The sequence below is a fragment of the Shewanella cutis genome, from assembly GCF_022410515.1.
GTDB classification, from domain to species: Bacteria; Pseudomonadota; Gammaproteobacteria; order Enterobacterales; family Shewanellaceae; genus Shewanella; species Shewanella cutis.
This window is the reverse complement of sequence record NZ_JACSDI010000005.1, coordinates 123,880-141,184: the sequence shown is the minus strand read 5'-3', so window position 1 is coordinate 141,184 and position 17,305 is coordinate 123,880. Positions and strand designations below refer to the sequence as shown.

The window sequence follows — 17,305 nt, the reverse complement described above, 5'->3', positions numbered from 1 at the left end:
CCCGTCGATACTTGTCCAGACTAAGAAATCATTATTATTGACCTAAGATGCAGATCCGTTACCTTCTGGCTTTGAGCCTGTTACCTAAATTAGTCCTGGCAGACGAATCTCCCGCAACCTCAGCATCACAATGCCTAATCGAACCGCCAGTACCTCGTATCGTATCTCAACCGGGGTTGAGTGCGGCTGATCAAGAAAAAATTCGTATTGCATCAGACCGCTCAAAAGCTGAAATGGGTAAGCAAGCGATTTTTACAGGTGATGTGGTCTTCAGCCAAGGCGATAGACACATCGCGGCCGATGAAGCCATCCTCGATCAAGCCACAGAACAATTTGATGCTAATGGCAACTTAGTCTTCCAAGACAGCAATTTTACCGTTACCGCAGACTCGCTACAGGCGCAAATGCGCAGCAATCGAGCCACCCTCAAAGGCGCACAGTATTGGCTGCACGGGCAACAGGTGCACGGTGATGCAGAAAAACTGCAAATCACCATAAACAACAACCTGATTTTAACCAATACGAACTTTACCACCTGTCCGCCTGACAACGTCTCTTGGTTGCTTGAAGCCGAAAAAATTAAGATAAACAGCGAAGAAGAATGGGGCGAGATCTGGAATGCTAAGCTTAGAGTCGCTGATATTCCAGTGTTCTACATCCCTTATATGACGGTTCCGGTTTCCGATAAACGTAAAACAGGCTTCCTCTATCCAAGCTTTAGCACCAGCACCACCAACGGTTTTGAGGTGTCAGCGCCCTACTATTGGAATATTGCACCTGAATACGATCTGACATTTACACCAAACTATATGACTAACCGCGGGTTATTCACTAAAACTGAGTTTCGCTATCTTGCGGGTGAAGCTCAAAATGGCCGTTTGAATCTTGAGTATTTGGGCAGCGATCAAATGATTAGCGGCAGCCCCAATCGTTACCTCTACAACTGGCAACACCAAGGCGCTATCGATAAAAATTGGCGAGTACTCGCAAACTTTACCGAAGTGTCAGATAACAACTATTTCAATGATTTAAAGTCAGATGTTAACCGAGCGACCGATAACCAATTATCACGGATCGGTGAAGTCAGTTACTTCGAGCGCGATTGGGATATCAGCACTCGGGTGCAAGACATTAAAGTACTGGGCGAGGATGAAAAACCCTACCAAGTGATGCCGCAGGTTAACTTTAACTATCGCGCGGCTGACTTTTGGAACAACTTGGACTTTGGCTTTAACTCAGAGCTGACCAACTTTGCCCATCAAGACGACGACGTCAATACCGCAACCCGTTTACATATGGCGCCCAGCTTAACATTGCCAATACACGGCCCTTCGGGTTCGTTCACCAGCCAAGTTAAACTGATGCAGACCAACTATTGGCAAGAAAAAAACAACAGTGGATTTGATGAGTTAGACGACACAGTCAGCCGCACCATTCCGCAGGTGCGAATTAATGGGCAAATCAACTTCGAACGTTTTACCGAACTGTTCGATCAAAACTACCGCCAAACACTCGAACCCCAGTTCCAATATCTTTACGTTGGTTATGAAGATCAGCGGGGCATTGGTATTTACGATACCGCCCAATTACAGGACGACTATTTTGGTCTGTTCCGTGATCGCCGTTTCTCTGGCCTTGACCGTATCGCAGATGCCAACCAAGTGACCCTTGGTATAACAACGCGTTTATTCGATGATCACAACCAAGAAGCCACCAAATTCAGCCTCGGGCAAATCTTCTATCTTCAGGACAGTAAACTGGGTTACGAAGATAATATTTTTGAACAAGATCAATCGACTTCAGTGTTGGCTGCCGAATTAGATACCCGTTTAACCCAAGATTGGTATCTGGGTGCGGCTATTCAGTACGATACTAACACCAGTGACAATAAGAAGACCGAAGTCACTTTAGACTTCCGTCCCGAAACGAACAAGCTACTACAGTTTAGCTACCGTTATGTACCGGATCTTTTGAATTCCAACACTAACGATTTGGTGAACATCTCCCAAGCGGGTGTGCGCGGTGCTTGGCCAATCAATGACAGTCTCTATTTTGTCGGCAACTGGTACTATGATCTCAACGAGAGTCGTAGCATAGAAACCTATACGGGTTTCCAATATGAATCATGCTGTTATGCTATTCGCCTCAGTTATCACTACCGCATTAAGACCAACTACGATGACAATATCGGCTCAACCATTATCGATGAGCGCGAGCAATTTGAAAGTGGCGTTTACCTTAACTTAATCATCAAAGGACTCGGTGGTTCAGGCCCACTAGGTGTAACCGATATGCTTAATGATGGGCTGTTTAACTACAGAAAACCGCTTTATCTGAGGAATTAGTGAAGAATTGTGGTAGATTGCTGAACCTCAACAAGGACTGAGAGTCCAAACAGGTTAATGAAAGCCGTGCGTTCCCCAAAACAGAACCTAGGAGCGCACAGTTTTAGAGTTACTAATAAAAGAATATTTAGGCAACTCACTGTAATTTAAATATAAATGGTAAAGTTAACTTAAATAAGCCGTCGAATCTGACCTTAGAACGTGCCAAGGATTTTGTGGATGAAACCCAGTAAACATCTGATTTTTGCTTTATTTGCACTCGCTATCAGCCAGCCAACCATGGCCGCACCCCAGCCACTCGACCGTGTTGCCGTTCAAATCAACGACGGTATTGTGCTCGAAAGTGAAATCACCAATATGATTGACACAGTCAAAGCCAACGCTAAGGCTGCCAATCAATCGCTGCCCTCCGACAGTGCACTGCGCACTCAGGTTATCGAGCGATTAATTTTGACTCGTCTGCAATTACAAATGGCGGATCGCATTGGTCTGCATATTGGTGATCTCCAGTTAGACCAAGCGATTGAAAATATTGCGCGTGAACAAAAAATGACCGTAGCGCAAATGCAGCAAAAAATTGCAAGCGAAGGGATAAGTTTCAGCCAATATCGCGAACAACTTCGTGAAGAAATCACCTTAGGTGAAATTCAACGTATTCAAGTACAGCGCCGTATCCAAGTTTCACCTCAGGAAATCACCGGTCTAGTGAAACTGATCCAAGAACAAGGCATGAAAGACGTTGAATACCAAATCGGCCATATCCTGATTGACGTTCCGAATAATCCCACCAGTGAGCAACTCGAAGCGTCAAGCAAACGCGCGAATGCCGTGCTTGAACGTTTAAAGAGTGGTGAGGATTTCCGCCGTACCGCCATCGCGTCTTCATCTGGCCCAAAAGCACTTGAAGGTGGTATCTGGGATTATATGAACATCAACGAGATGCCAACCCTGTTTGCCGAAGTCATTAACGGCGCGAAAAAGGGCGATATTATTGGCCCAATTAAGAGTGGTGCAGGCTTCCATATCATCAAAATCATGGATGCTCGCGGCTTACAAACCAAAGAAATTGAAGAGGTAAGAGCACGTCATATCCTGCTCAAGCCATCACCGATTTTGTCTGAAGATCGCGCTAAAGCAATGCTCGAGCAGTTCCTTAAACAAATTCGCTCTGGCGAAGCTAAGTTTGAAGATTTAGCCCGTCAATATTCTGAGGATCCAGGTTCTGCGACTAAGGGTGGTGAACTAGGTTGGGCTGAGCCTAGTATTTATGTGCCAGAATTTGCGCAAACACTCAATAGTTTAAGCCCAGATCAGATCAGTGAGCCTTTCCGTACAACCCACGGCTGGCATATCACTCAGTTAGAAGAGCGCAGAAAAACCGATGCCACGGATCAATTTAACACCAACCGTGCGCACCAACTGATTTTCCGTCGCAAATTTAATGAAGAACTGCAAAACTGGCTAGACGAAATGCGTGCCGACGCATACATTGAAGTCTTTCAGCCTGAGTCTAATCGAGGTTAAGCTAAATTGACCACTAAACGCATTGCCGTTACCCCCGGGGAACCAGCGGGTATCGGCCCCGATTTAGTCGTACAACTAGCTCAGCAGGCTTGGCCTGCTGAGTTAGTTGTTTGTGCCGATCCCGAATTATTAGCCAGCCGAGCTAAACGACTCGGCCTGCATGTCACTTTTCGCCCTTATTTGCCCGATCAAGCACCAAGGCCTCAAGATGCGGGCACACTGACGATCGCGCCTTTCAAACTGGTGACTGACGCCGTTTGTGGGCAGCTCGATGAGCAAAACAGTGCCTATGTGGTTGAAACCCTGCGCTATGCGGGTGAAAAAAACATGAGCGGCGAGTTTGATGCTGTGGTCACTGGCCCGGTGCACAAAGGGATCATCAATCAAGCAGGGATTTCCTTTAGCGGCCATACTGAGTTTTTTGCCCATCAGGCAAACTGCCCCGATGTAGTAATGATGCTAGCTACCCAAGGTTTACAGGTAGCTCTTGTAACAACCCATATTCCATTGGCCTATGTGGCAAAAGCCATTACACGCCAGCGATTACACCATATTATCAAAATCTTACACGCAGACCTTATCAGTAAGTTTGCCATTACATCTCCTAAGATTTATGTCTGTGGTTTAAATCCCCACGCAGGTGAAGATGGCCATTTAGGGCGGGAAGAAATCGATGTGATTATTCCGGCATTAAATGAGCTTCGCGATGAGTTTCAAATGAACATTGTCGGCCCACTCCCCGCTGATACCTTGTTCCAACCCAAATATTTACAGGACGCAGATGTCGTCTTGGCCATGTACCATGACCAAGGTCTACCCGTCCTAAAGTCACAGGGATTTGGCAAATCGGTAAACATTACCTTAGGTTTACCTTATATCCGTACCTCGGTTGACCATGGTACGGCGCTCGATCTTGCGGGAACGGGCAAAGCCGATATTGGCAGCTTTGTCTGCGCCTTGAATAAAGCCATTGAGTTATCCTCAAAAAACTAAACGATTAGATATTAATGAGTAGCAAAGTACATTTAGGCCACACGGCCAGAAAGCGTTTCGGACAGAACTTCTTAACCGACGACAATGTAATTAATCGCATTGTGGGTGCGATCGCCCCAGATAATGACCACGTGATGGTCGAAATCGGTCCAGGCCTTGGCGCCTTAACAGAGCCTGTCGCCACTGCGATAGATAATCTCACCGTTGTCGAGTTAGACCGCGATCTGGTTGAGCGCTTGCAACATCACCCCGTACTTAAGGATAAGCTCACCATTCACCAAGGCGATGCGCTGCAGTTCGACTTTAGCCAATTGGTCGTGCCGGGTAAAAAACTCAAAGTGTTTGGTAACTTACCCTATAACATTTCGACGCCTTTAATGTTCCATCTGTTCGAGTTTGCTGAGCAGATTGAAACCATGCACTTTATGCTGCAAAAAGAAGTGGTACTGCGTTTATCAGCAAGTCCGGGCACGAAAGCCTATGGCCGATTAACCGTCATGGCACAATATTTCTGCCAAGTGGTCCCCGTTCTCGAAGTACCACCACACAGCTTTGCGCCACCACCGAAAGTTGACTCCGCAGTGGTGCGTCTGTTGCCCTATGCTGAAAAGCCTTTCCCCTGTAAGGATGTGAATGTGCTGCGTCAGCTGTGCACCACAGCATTCAATATGCGGCGCAAAACGCTTCGCAATAACCTTAAGCAAGTGTTAAGCGACGAAGAATTCGAGCAGTTAGGTATTGATCAAAACCTGCGTCCAGAACAAATCTCCGTTGAACAATATGTTGCAATGGCGAATATGGTATGTGATAAGCAGGCTTAAGCAGTTAAGTTTGATGGGCACTTAGGTGCCCAATATCATTGTAGGAAGTCAAATGAGCGCATTGGATAACTCTATCCGAGTCGAAGTCAAAACCGAGTACATTGAACAACAATCCTCACCTGAGGATGAGAAATACCTCTTTAGCTACACTATCACCATTATTAACCTCGGTGAGCAAGCTGCAAAACTCGAAACCCGTCACTGGATCATTACCGACGCTAATGGCAAAACCAGTGAAGTACAAGGTTCGGGTGTTGTCGGTGAAACGCCCACCATTCCCCCTAATACTGCTTACCAATATACCAGTGGCACAGTACTCGATACCCCCCTTGGCATTATGTATGGCACTTATGGTATGGTCAGCGAATCTGGCGAGCATTTTAACGCGATTATTAAACCGTTTCGCTTAGCCACCCCAGGCTTATTACATTGATTTAACTAAAGAAAGGATACTGTGGCCCATTATTTTGTCGGTGATATCCAAGGCTGTTTTGCCGAACTCCAAAGATTACTTGCTAAAGTCGACTTTAATCCATCCCGTGATGAGCTCTGGGCAGTTGGCGATCTTGTTGCTAGGGGCCCAGACTCATTAGCTACCCTGCGTTTTTTTCAGTCCCTAGGTGATGCCGGAAAAGCCGTCCTCGGTAACCACGATCTGCATTTACTCGCTCTGCATGGCAAACTTAAGCGGGATAAACCCAGTGATAACCTCACACCACTCTTAAACGCACCAGATATTTCAAGTCTTATCGACTGGCTTAGGCAGCAACCCCTCATGCGGGAATTGCCAGAACATAAAGTCATCATGACCCATGCTGGCGTACCGCCGCAATGGTCGTTAGAAGTACTCAGGCAAGAATCCCTTTTAGTAAGCCAAGCGCTCAAACAACATGATTATCTTGATGCACTTATTAGCCAAATGTACACCGACACCGCAGAGCGCTGGGACCCGAGTGCCATAGGTATAAATCGCCTACGATTTTGTATTAATGCCCTAACCCGCATGCGCTATCTTTACGTCGATGGCCATTTAGATTTTGACTGTAAACAGCCCCCCGAGGATTGCAGCAACCCACAATTACGCCCTTGGTTTGAATTTACATCTGCGCTACGCAATAGTCACACATTAGTCTTTGGGCATTGGGCTGCACTAATGGGAAAAGTCGACAGCCCCAACCTAAAAGCACTCGATACGGGCTGTTGTTGGGGAGAACACTTAACCCTATGGCACCTTGAAAAAGACCAAAAAATTACGCAAAAAAGGTTAAAAAGGAGTTAAACTTGCGTCAAGATTGGTCGATAAACGCAGTGCATCTTCACCCTGAATTAAATAATCTTTTCATTCGGAAAAATATAATAATAACCGGAGTATCCTATGAAAGTTAATGTTGCCACCCGAGTCATTGGCGGGTTTAGCGTAGTCACGCTTTTACTTGTGTTGTTAGGATTCACCTCTTATCTGACAAACATTAGCCTCAAAGATAGTTCAACAATGATGCAGCAACTCAGCCTGCCAGCACTTAAGTCGACCAATCATTTAACTGAGTCCCTGAGTGAACAACAACGCCAAGTGTTAATCGCTTACCATGCACCGAAATCCCTACTTATTCCCGATATCCGCAAAGTATTTAACGACCATAGTGGCCAGTTTAAAAATGAAATAAGCAATCTGACCTTACTCGTTCAAAAGCAAAACAACTTGTCATCCTTGATTTCTCAGCTAAGTAATAGCTTCACCACCTTTGAGCGGGATAGTTTGGCCATGCTGAGCGAGCGAGAAGCTGCGCTAAGCAAACAAGAACAGCTTATCAACCTAAAGAAGAAGCTTGAAAATGCCGCCGATGATGCCTCATCAGTACTGTTAGATGTTATCGATCTTGAGAATAGCCAAAACCCAGATGCACAAAGTATTGCAGCCTCTGCAAGTGCCATCGATACCAGTATGGGCAACATCATCACCACAATCGCAGATTTAGTGACCAACGACGAAATGAGTAAACATGAGCTCATTTCAAAAGAACTTGACTATATCTTAAGCGAAACGAAGAACAAGCTAGAATATGTTAACCGCCATGCCGAAGGTATTGTTGATGCGGACACCTTAGAATCGATTAACCAAGATGTTAAAAAAGTACTGGATCTACTCGATGGCTCAGACTCTATGGTGCAACAAAAAGCGACCCAGCTGAACCATGCACAAGCGACATCGAATCAACTTGCCATCATAGAGAAAGACGTTAAAGTCATTAATCGTAATATGGAAGAGGTTAGCGATAATATCGAAGCGGTTGCAGCACAAATGAGCCAAGCAACCATAACCCAAATTGATGCAGCCAGTTTCCGCACTATGATAGTGGTACTTATCGCCATAGTTGTCGCCATTATCATTAGCTATGCCGTCGTAACACCTTTAAAACGCTCACTCAATCAAGTCAATAATGCTTTGAATGTGCTTGCCTCTGGTAACTTAACCCACAAATTAGATGATTCTGGCCACGATGAGTTTGCTGAACTTGCCAAAAACTGTAACCGTTTAGTGGACAGTTTACGTGGATTAATTGCGGGTATTTTAGATCGTTCAAACCAGCTTGCGGCCGCAGCAGAGCAGACCTCTGCAATCACGGCGCAAACCACCACAGGCATCCAAGAACAAAAAAGTCAGGTCGATCAAGTGGCAACGGCCACGACAGAATTAAGCTCAAGTGCGCAACAAGTGTCTATGAGTGCTGATGATGCCCTCGCACAAATAAAACAAGCCGATCAAGAAGCCAAGCATATGCGCGCGATTGCCGAGGAAAATAAACACACCATTCTCGCTTTGGCTGAAGAAGTCGCTAAAGCAGGCCAAGTGATTAATAAAGTCCATTCAGATAGCGCCGCCATTGGCTCAATTCTTGATGTGATCCGGGGCATTGCCGAACAGACAAATTTGCTAGCATTAAACGCAGCGATTGAAGCCGCGCGTGCAGGTGAGCAAGGTCGCGGCTTTGCAGTTGTCGCCGATGAAGTGAGAAGCTTAGCATCACGAACCCAAGTCTCGACCCGTGAAATTCAACAAATGATTGAAGTACTGCAACAGGGGGCACAGCAAGCGGTAGCAGCGATGGATATGGGTCGCGCCCAAGCCAATGCTTGCGTACAAAAGACCGAGCAAGCCAACCTCGCCCTTGAGACAATCAGCCAGTCAGTTCATAAGGCCTATGATGCAGGTACTCATATTGCCCATGCGGCGCAGGAACAAAATTTAGTTAGCCAACAAGTTTCCGAAAAACTCGAACATATTGCCGCGATTTCAGAAGAAACAGCGATTGGTGCCGATCAAACCGCCCAATCGAGCCATCAAGTGGCTAAATTGGCTGAAGAGTTACAAGCCTCGGTCGGTGAGTTTAGGGTGTAATCAAACACTCAGTTAACTCAGGGTCGCTGCTGCGGCCCTTTTTTCCCAAATTAACCTGAACTCAGGGTAACGAGTGTCGAAAAATATCAATTTAACAAACTAAATCAATGCTATAAATTATTTTTTTGAAAAATCTTTTTCTGACTAAATGCGCAGATTTTTGTGCATATCAAGGCGCTCCGTCGTACACTATGGCGAGCTATGGTTAGACAGAGCAACGCAGAGAGGCCCGAAAAGAGCCTATTCAGCGGCTCTACTGTTTCCGAGCTCAGGTTAATTAAAGTGTTCTCTTTGCTTTTTACAGCGTTGTATTTCAATGAACAACTCACCTTGGTTGACAGAAATGCTAATACCAATCGTATTAAATATCTGTTCATTCAGCGGGAATTCAACGCGCTTTAGACAAGGCGAAGGCTTGAAGGCATAGTGGTGCTCTGTCGAAAGCCTTAAACGCTGTATAAAGCGCGTTGCCATGCAGTGAACATCAGCCGCCCTTTGGGAGCCACACAGGCATCCCACTCCGATGTTGCATTGACTTAAAAGGGAATGACCATTTCTGCGTCAATGTGCCTTGGATTGAGATGCCTGTGAGGCTCTGAACTGATTAGATATTTAATGTGATTGGTATAATGCAAAGCGCTCACATCAGTCCCATAAAAAATGCCGAACTGAGTTCGGCATTGTTAATGAATCATTTTTCCTTAGCAAAACATATTGGCAAATGAGAAAAGGTATTACTCCTCCTCACCGCCAGCAGCAGCGCCTAAACGCTCTTTCACAGCCGCGGTGATGGGGTTAGCGCCGTGACCATTCGCCTCAGCCCAAGCTTGAATGGTCATGCCATCCGCTTCAGCTACGCTTAGTTCATTGACTGATAAACGCTTAGCCACAAACTCACCCGCATCATTCGCATTCGTGGTATAGGCGGTGCGTAGTAAGCTTTGGCCATCGCAGCTAATACCACTGTAAACTTGACGTAATTTTACACGACTTTCTTTTAGTTTTTTACGTAACCGGTTTTTATCGTTCGCTTTTACGTAATCACATATACTTGCAACAAGTGGATCTGCTTCAGCAGCTTTAGCCGAGGTTGGCACAGAAACGTAGCTAAATCCAAGTAATGCAGCCAAGGCTACAGGCATTAAACGCATCTGATACTCCTTAATACTTTCTTATAGTTTTAATATGTTTTGTATGGTCTGCGTCTATATCTAGCTTATATTTGCCTCTTAGGTTCAGATAATTCGTAATAACACCGTTATATCGACCTACTTGCACCTATCAGATCTAATACCTTAGACATATTGGCAATCCATACGTTCAGGGTACACAACAGAACGACACAATTTAACATTTTTTTACCAAATTGATAAAGTTATATTCAAGTCCATCGGCGCTTATACTCGGCTGGGTTTCAGTCTTTTGCCATTCATTTTCTTCCCACAAGGGGAAAAAAGTATCACCATCCACATCGAGATTAATCTGAGTCAGGTAGAGTCTATCGGCTTGAGGTAATAACTGCTTGTACAATTGTCCACCACCTATTACAACCAGTTCTTCACAATCGCCAGCAGCCCGTTTAGCAGCTTCGAATGAAGTCACGCAGGTTACGCCCTCAATTTGCAAATCTGCTTGGCGAGAAATAACGATATTGTGGCGCCCAGGCAACGGTCGACCAATAGACTCGAAAGTTTTACGTCCCATCACTACAGGCTTACCTAAAGTCATGGCTTTAAAATGGCGTAAGTCTTCTGGTAGATGCCATGGCATTTTATTGTCTTTTCCTATGACTCGATTTTTTGCCATCGCGGCTATCATTGCAATGCGCATGGGCACTCCTTTGGGATTGTTTTTATTGAATGACTGGACGGGTTCTAAAATACAGTAGACTAGGTAAAGCTAGGCCTACCGACAGTGCACCTAAAATAAAAACCGTTTTCAAACCGTTACTGATCACTTGTCCTGTCAGCTCTTGGCTAACCTGCGATTGTGCCGTTAGTTGCACTAAGGCGATCACGGTATTAAAGGCGTAAGTGCCAGGGATCATGGGAATAATAGCTGCAACTGCATACATTAACGGCGGCGCTAAATGACGCTTAGCAAAACCGATGGTGATAGTGCCCACTAGCGCCGCTGCAGCAAAGGTTGCCCACTCAATAGGCAGTCCAAATTGCAGCATAAGCGTACGGGAACTATGTCCAATCGCCCCCGCTAACGCGCAATAGGGTAAAAAGCGTTTAGGCACGTTAAATACCATGGCAAAGCCAACAGCAGGGATTGCCGAAAAAAAGGCATCGTGCAACAAAATGCTCAGTAATTCCATCATAGAAAAATACCACCAAGCTGCATTGCTATCGTGATGCCAATGACCGAAGAAACTGTCAAGAGAGTCGCATGTCCCCAGCGGGAAATACCGACATTCATATGGCCTTTGACCATATCGGAAATGGCGTTAATCATAGGAAAACCAGGCACCAGCATGAGCACACTCGCTGCCATCGCAGACTGGGGCGTATCGCTTAACGAAAACATATAACCCAACTGGGCAATCATGCTGGTGACAAAGGCAGTCACGGCAAAATTCACCAATAGATTAAAGTGTCGCTTAGCAATTGTCAGTCGTACTGACATTCCCACTGCAGAAGCAAAAAAAGTAATCACACTAGCCGCGATATCGCCGCCAAAGAGGTGACAAAAACTGGCACAGGATAACCCTATCATTAACACCACCAAATAAGGTGGGTAGGTTTTTGGCTCAATTCGAGCTAAGCGCTTACGCACTTCGTTAGGACCATAAAGCCCTTTCTCTGCGAGTAAGCAAATGCGCTGTAATTCGCAGACTATGGTCATGTTAATGCCATGCTCACGGATCCGACGCGTTGTCGTGATACAGCGACCATGCACTAAACTGGTTAATACGAGGGAATTAGAAGAGATAGAAAGCTCGACACTTGCCACCCCTAAGGCCTGACCTAGGCGCTGGCTGATTTCTTCAACTAAATCAGATTCAGCACCGTAGGCCAGCAAGAGTTGTGCAACCCGCACAACTTGCCGAGTAATATCATTTTGAGTATCAGCGTACACGGGACTCTCAAAACTTAGATATGGTTATTATCTTTGGTAGATTACTTCTACATCGTAGTCGTCATCATCATCAAAGTCATCGTCGAAGTCATCATCATAATCTTCATTGATGGCATCAATGTTGGCTTGATGATAATTATCCCACTTGAATTCGACTTCATCGTCAGGATTTGCATCTTTATCTTCAGGTGGAAGACTCTGGATGAAATCCCACAGCTTAGCGGCTAATTCCTTAGTGCCATCGCGGCCATAAGCGGAAATAGTGTAAACCTCACCTTCCCAACCCAGCTCCTTAACAACACGATCAACCTTGTCTTTGAGCTCATCTTCGAGCAGTAGATCCGCCTTGTTAAAGACTAACCAACGTGGCTTGCTGGCTAATTTAGGCGAGTATTTTTCAAGCTCACCCACAATTGCACGGGCAGAATCGACAGGATCGGTACCATCAATCGGCTCGATATCGATGATGTGTAACAAAATTCGGCAACGTTCTAAATGCTTTAAGAAACGGATCCCTAAACCAGCCCCTTCTGCAGCACCTTCGATCAAACCAGGAATATCGGCGATCACATAGCTTTGGCCTGGGCGTGGGTTAACCACACCCAAGTTAGGTACTAATGTAGTAAAGGGATAATCCGCAACCTTAGGTGTTGCACGAGACACAGCTCGAATAAAGGTAGATTTACCCGCATTAGGCATGCCGAGTAAGCCAACATCGGCTAACAACAGCAATTCTAATTTTAGGCTACGCACTTCACCCGGAGTCCCTAAGGTTTTCTGGCGTGGCGCCCGGTTTGTACTGCTCTTAAAGCGAGTATTCCCTAAACCATGGAAACCACCTTTTGCCACTAATAACTTCTGGCCATGGGTGGTTAAATCACCGAGCACTTCCTCGGTATCATTATCGATAGCACGAGTACCTACTGGTACTTTTAAAATCAAATCTTTACCGCTATGGCCGGTACAGTCACGGCCACGACCGTTTTCACCGCGCTCAGCCATGTGGAAACGTTCAAAACGATATTCGATCAAGGTGTTAAAGTTTTCGTCGGCCTCCAGATACACGCTACCGCCGTCACCACCATCACCACCATCAGGACCACCATCAGGGATATATTTTTCGCGTCTGAAACTCACACAACCGCTACCGCCGTCGCCTGCTTCGACCCTAATTACTGCCTCATCGACAAACTTCATACTTACTCCTGGCATCACTGAATGAAGGAATTATACCGTTTAACTTCATCGGTCGCCAAAAAACTCGAGATACTTGCTCCCAATCTTACCAGTCAACGCCCTCAATTTGATAAAGATTTACCAAACTCTCCAGAAACGCAGGCAAGTAGAAGCATAAAAAACAGAAAGCCCCACCAAAGGCGGGGCTTTACAGTATAAGCTAGACTCGAAAATTAAGCTTCGATGCTAATAAACTTACGGTTATTAGGACCTTTAACTTCGAATTTTACTTTACCGTCGGTCAGAGCAAACAGAGTGTGGTCACGACCAATACCCACGTTTACACCAGCGTGGAATTTAGTACCACGTTGACGAACGATAATGTTACCAGCTAGAACTGATTCACCGCCAAAGCGCTTAACACCTAGACGTTTACTTTCTGAATCACGGCCGTTACGAGTAGAACCGCCAGCTTTTTTATGTGCCATGAGTTAGACTCCTATTATGCGTTGATAGCAGTAATTTTAACTTCGGTGAACCACTGACGGTGGCCCAACTTCTTGTCGTGGTGCTTACGACGACGGAACTTAACAATAGTTACTTTCTCGCCACGACCATGACTTACTACTTCAGCAACGACTTTACCGCCAGCTACTAAAGGAGCACCAACGTGCACTTTTTCACCGTCAGCGATCAGTAAAACTTGATCGAATTCAACAGTTGAACCAGTTGCAACTTCTAATTTTTCTAAACGAACTGTGTGGCCTGGGGCTACACGGTGTTGTTTACCACCACTTTGAAAAACAGCGTACATAGCTATTTTACTCCGATATTCCTAACACGCTGGCCCACATTCTTGGGGGCAGGATGCTACAAAAACTTTATTGACAATGGGCGCGGAGTTTACGCGAAGAATCCTTATCTGGCAAGCCCTAATTAGGAAAGAATAAAAAAAGGCCGGAATAACTCGCACATTACAGTGTGAGTACTGTCATATGTCGGAATTTTAGGTAAAATTCATTCTATATAACACGTGAGCCTAAAATAAAGGCCGGGTACGCAATGGCCCCACAACCAGAGTCTATTATGGATTTAAACGCTATTCGTCAACTGGCTGACACTGATATGCAAGCAGTCAATCAGCTGATCTATAAACAGCTGGAGTCAGATGTCGCCCTGATTAACCAGCTAGGTTTCTACATTATTAATGGTGGTGGTAAACGTCTTCGCCCTTTACTGTCCGTACTTGCTGCTCGCGCAGTCGACTACCAAGGTGAAGCCCACCTCAAACTCGCCGCCATTATCGAATTTATTCATACCGCCTCACTACTGCATGATGATGTGGTCGATGAGTCAACCCTAAGACGCGGCCGCGAAACTGCAAACGCTCTTTTTGGTAATAGCGCCAGTGTATTAGTCGGCGACTTCCTTTATACACGCTCATTCCAAATGATGACTGAACTCGATAGCATGCGCGTATTGCGAGTATTAGCCGACACCACCAACGTATTAGCAGAAGGTGAAGTATTGCAGCTAATGAACTGCAATGATCCAGATACGACTGAAGAAAGCTATATGCGGGTGATTTACTGTAAGACCGCAAAGCTATTCGAAGCGGCGACCTTACTTGCCGCAGTATTAGCTGGCGCCTCACCTGAGCAAGAGACCGCATTAGGCGACTATGGTAAGTATTTAGGCACCGCCTTCCAATTGACCGACGATTTACTCGATTACACCGCGGATAGCGACGAGTTAGGTAAAAACATCGGTGATGACCTTGCTGAAGGGAAGCCAACCTTACCGCTGATTTATGCTATTGCCCACGGCACAGAGGAAGAAAAGCAGCTTATACGCCAAGCGATTGAGCAAGGTGATGGTACTCATGCCATTGAGAAGATAGTTGCCGCTCTGCATCATTGCGGCGCCCTCAACTACACTCAGCAAAAAGCCATTGAAGAATCAAATAAAGCCATTGCAGCGCTCTCGGTATTACCCGACAGTGATTTCAAAACCGCATTAATTTCGCTGGCAAAAATCTCTGTTGATCGCAACCACTAAGTAACTGTTAAATGAAAAAAAGGCCTTATTCTGTAAGGCCTTTTGTTTTTTATGCATTGAGCTCCCCAGTGCTTAAATCTGCCATTGAATCGGCGCTTCACCCCGTGCCATTAGCAATTGATTCACTTTAGAAAAATGCCCACAGCCAAAAAATCCGCGATAAGCCGATAACGGTGATGGATGCGGCCCAGAGAGAATTTGGTGTTGTGGTGCGGTAATCACCGCGCCTTTTTTGATGGCATGACTGCCCCACAGCACGAAGATTATCGGGCGTTCCTGCGCATTAAGCAGCTTTAGCGCTTCAGTCGTAAAGATTTCCCACCCCGCATTGGCATGGGAATGCGCTTGCCCCTGCTCAACCGTCAGCACGGTATTAAGCATTAAAATCCCCTGCTCTGCCCATTGGGTTAAATCGCCATGATTAGGAATCTGGAAGCCGGGCATATCGTTCACCAATTCTTTATACATATTGGCAAGCGAAGGCGGTGGTTTAACGCCGCGTTTAACGGAGAAACACAAACCATGGGCTTGGTCAGGGCCATGATAGGGGTCTTGGCCAATTAACACTACGCGTACTTGCTCCAGCGGCGTAGTCTTAAATGCATTAAACACATCCTCTTTGGGAGGATAAATTACCTTGCCTACTTGTCGCTCTTGATTCACAAACGCGATCAGCTGTTGATAGTAAGGCTGTGTACGTTGATGGTCGATAAATGCTTGCCAAGTCACCAAAATCAGTTTCTCTTGCTTAAGTTACAATGCCGTTAGCTTAAAAGTGATAAGCAACCATGACAAGCTAACAGTGCGGTTAATTCGCCAGAATTAGCGATAGTTCAAGTTAAAATGCCGCTAATTAAGTGCTATAGTGTCGCCACTTATTCCCTATTCATTCAGATAAATGATCCGCGACCGCTTACAAGGCTTAAGTCCACAATCCGCAGGCTTTACCTTAATTGAACTCGTTGTTGTGATTATTGTGCTTGGGATCCTCGCTATCGTAGCTCTGCCCAAATTTATCAACGTACAACAAGATGCGCAGATAGCGACAGTCAAAGCCGCGGGCGCGGGTTTTAAATCGGGGTTAAATTTAGCGCGTTCAGTTTGGGCAGTTAAAGTCGGCTCAGGCCCCAAGGAAGATTTGCCCGTATTTGGCACAGCACAGTCTGAACAGGTGGACTTTAATGCTAACGGCTGGCCCGCTCAGCACTATATTTATGGCAATGAGGCGTCACCTTCACTCGATAATGTGGAAGATTGTGTCTCGGTGTGGGAAGTGTTATTCCAAAATGCCCAACCTAGTGTCTCACGACTCAATGTTGATGCCACTGAAACAGACTATAAAGCCAGTTATCTCAACCCTAATCAATGCCGATATTTTTATCGGGCTAACAATAAATTATCTATTTATTACGATTCACGAACGGGAACGGTCACAACAGACTTAGATCCCAATAGTTAAGCCTTCGCGATTCTTTCCTATCAAAATTAGGATAGAATCGCGCACCAATAAATTATTTTGAGTAAGCGCTATGACTGACACGAGCAACACCACTATTTTTGAACTTGCCGATCAATTTATTGCCTTAGCCAATCAGCTAAGCCAGCAAGAAGGTGATGTGGGCAAAGTAGGTACCGCCCTACGTTTTGCGGCGGCCCGTTTTAATGCCTTTGAAGCAGCGATTAAATCCGCCGACTTAGGTGCTGAAAAAGACAATGCTCTCGAATGGTTTAGCGCAGAATACCGCGAAATGCTAAGCGATAATTTAGACGACCATATCGCCAACCCGCCGGTAATGCAGGAAGAACCTGCAGAAGTGGATGATTCGGTACAAATCTTTAAAGGCTGAGTTGGTATTTAGAGCAAAGCATTGCCAAACCATATCCCATAAAAAAACGCCATCTTGTGA

19 protein-coding genes are annotated in these 17,305 nt (G+C 45.6%); 10 read left to right on the top strand and 9 right to left on the bottom strand.

The annotated features are described in order from the left end of the window. Nucleotides 1-47: 47 nt before the first annotated feature. The 7 genes from lptD to H9J30_RS10255 all read left to right on the top strand — a co-directional run bounded on the left by lptD (nt 48) and on the right by H9J30_RS10255 (nt 9,080). The gene (lptD, locus tag H9J30_RS10285) at nt 48-2,345 is read left to right on the top strand and encodes an LPS assembly protein LptD (protein WP_240130946.1); all 2,298 of its coding nucleotides are present in this window, start codon (nt 48-50) and stop codon (nt 2,343-2,345) included. 219 nt (nt 2,346-2,564) lie between these two features. After that, a complete protein-coding gene (surA, locus tag H9J30_RS10280) occupies nt 2,565-3,869 on the top strand; it encodes a peptidylprolyl isomerase SurA (RefSeq protein ID WP_240130945.1) in 1,305 nt (434 codons plus the stop codon). Nucleotides 3,870-3,875: 6 nt separating this feature from the next. After that, nucleotides 3,876-4,862 carry a 4-hydroxythreonine-4-phosphate dehydrogenase PdxA gene (pdxA, locus tag H9J30_RS10275; protein WP_240130944.1) on the top strand — a complete coding sequence of 329 codons (987 nt, stop codon included), beginning with the start codon at nt 3,876-3,878 and terminating at the stop codon, nt 4,860-4,862. 14 nt (nt 4,863-4,876) lie between these two features. Further along, on the top strand, nt 4,877-5,683 hold the full coding sequence (gene rsmA / locus H9J30_RS10270) for a 16S rRNA (adenine(1518)-N(6)/adenine(1519)-N(6))-dimethyltransferase RsmA (RefSeq protein WP_240130943.1): 807 nt from the start codon (nt 4,877-4,879) through the stop codon (nt 5,681-5,683). Between the two features lie 52 nt (nt 5,684-5,735). Continuing rightward, nucleotides 5,736-6,116, top strand: a complete 381-nt coding sequence (apaG, locus tag H9J30_RS10265) for a Co2+/Mg2+ efflux protein ApaG (RefSeq protein WP_240130942.1) — start codon at nt 5,736-5,738, stop codon at nt 6,114-6,116. A 21-nt stretch (nt 6,117-6,137) separates the two neighbouring features. Then, on the top strand, nt 6,138-6,962 hold the full coding sequence (locus H9J30_RS10260) for a symmetrical bis(5'-nucleosyl)-tetraphosphatase (RefSeq protein ID WP_240130941.1): 825 nt from the start codon (nt 6,138-6,140) through the stop codon (nt 6,960-6,962). A 96-nt stretch (nt 6,963-7,058) separates the two neighbouring features. After that, nucleotides 7,059-9,080 carry a methyl-accepting chemotaxis protein gene (locus H9J30_RS10255; RefSeq protein WP_240130940.1) on the top strand — a complete coding sequence of 674 codons (2,022 nt, stop codon included), beginning with the start codon at nt 7,059-7,061 and terminating at the stop codon, nt 9,078-9,080. 273 nt (nt 9,081-9,353) lie between these two features. Here the strand turns inward: H9J30_RS10255 and H9J30_RS10250 are convergent, their stop codons facing one another. From H9J30_RS10250 to rplU, 8 genes are all read right to left on the bottom strand, one after another. Then, the gene (locus tag H9J30_RS10250) at nt 9,354-9,554 is read right to left on the bottom strand and encodes a hypothetical protein (protein WP_240130939.1); all 201 of its coding nucleotides are present in this window, start codon (nt 9,552-9,554) and stop codon (nt 9,354-9,356) included. A gap of 260 nt (nt 9,555-9,814) precedes the next feature. Beyond that, nucleotides 9,815-10,231: a DUF3718 domain-containing protein gene (locus H9J30_RS10245; RefSeq protein ID WP_240130938.1), complete on the bottom strand. Its 417-nt coding sequence runs from the start codon at nt 10,229-10,231 to the stop codon at nt 9,815-9,817. 196 nt (nt 10,232-10,427) lie between these two features. Beyond that, on the bottom strand, nt 10,428-10,910 hold the full coding sequence (folA, locus tag H9J30_RS10240; RefSeq protein ID WP_240130937.1) for a type 3 dihydrofolate reductase: 483 nt from the start codon (nt 10,908-10,910) through the stop codon (nt 10,428-10,430). A 22-nt stretch (nt 10,911-10,932) separates the two neighbouring features. After that, nucleotides 10,933-11,406: a threonine/serine exporter family protein gene (locus tag H9J30_RS10235; RefSeq protein WP_011073448.1), complete on the bottom strand. Its 474-nt coding sequence runs from the start codon at nt 11,404-11,406 to the stop codon at nt 10,933-10,935. Further along, on the bottom strand, nt 11,403-12,164 hold the full coding sequence (locus tag H9J30_RS10230) for a threonine/serine exporter family protein (protein WP_240130936.1): 762 nt from the start codon (nt 12,162-12,164) through the stop codon (nt 11,403-11,405). Before H9J30_RS10230 ends, H9J30_RS10235 begins: the two co-directional genes overlap by 4 nt. 27 nt (nt 12,165-12,191) lie before the next feature. Beyond that, nucleotides 12,192-13,361, bottom strand: coding sequence for an Obg family GTPase CgtA (gene cgtA, locus H9J30_RS10225; RefSeq protein WP_240130935.1), 1,170 nt, complete (start codon nt 13,359-13,361; stop codon nt 12,192-12,194). 212 nt (nt 13,362-13,573) lie between these two features. Continuing rightward, entirely contained in the window at nt 13,574-13,828 is a 255-nt protein-coding gene (gene rpmA / locus H9J30_RS10220; protein WP_007650346.1) for a 50S ribosomal protein L27, read from the bottom strand. A 14-nt stretch (nt 13,829-13,842) separates the two neighbouring features. Beyond that, nucleotides 13,843-14,154 carry a 50S ribosomal protein L21 gene (gene rplU, locus H9J30_RS10215; RefSeq protein WP_011073451.1) on the bottom strand — a complete coding sequence of 104 codons (312 nt, stop codon included), beginning with the start codon at nt 14,152-14,154 and terminating at the stop codon, nt 13,843-13,845. A 272-nt stretch (nt 14,155-14,426) separates the two neighbouring features. On the opposite strand from rplU, the gene ispB reads away from it, so the two are divergent. Next, complete coding sequence (gene ispB / locus H9J30_RS10210; RefSeq protein ID WP_164925908.1) at nt 14,427-15,398, top strand: octaprenyl diphosphate synthase; 972 nt, start codon at nt 14,427-14,429, stop codon at nt 15,396-15,398. Nucleotides 15,399-15,470: 72 nt separating this feature from the next. On the opposite strand, the gene ung is transcribed toward ispB, so the two are convergent. Next, nucleotides 15,471-16,136, bottom strand: a complete 666-nt coding sequence (ung, locus tag H9J30_RS10205; protein ID WP_240130986.1) for a uracil-DNA glycosylase — start codon at nt 16,134-16,136, stop codon at nt 15,471-15,473. 160 nt (nt 16,137-16,296) lie between these two features. Between ung and H9J30_RS10200 the strand changes: the two genes are divergently transcribed. Both H9J30_RS10200 and H9J30_RS10195 read left to right on the top strand, forming a co-directional pair. Continuing rightward, nucleotides 16,297-16,857, top strand: coding sequence for a pilus assembly FimT family protein (locus H9J30_RS10200; RefSeq protein WP_240130934.1), 561 nt, complete (start codon nt 16,297-16,299; stop codon nt 16,855-16,857). 70 nt (nt 16,858-16,927) lie between these two features. After that, nucleotides 16,928-17,245 carry a DUF3144 domain-containing protein gene (locus tag H9J30_RS10195; protein ID WP_011073455.1) on the top strand — a complete coding sequence of 106 codons (318 nt, stop codon included), beginning with the start codon at nt 16,928-16,930 and terminating at the stop codon, nt 17,243-17,245. Nucleotides 17,246-17,305: the final 60 nt, after the last annotated feature.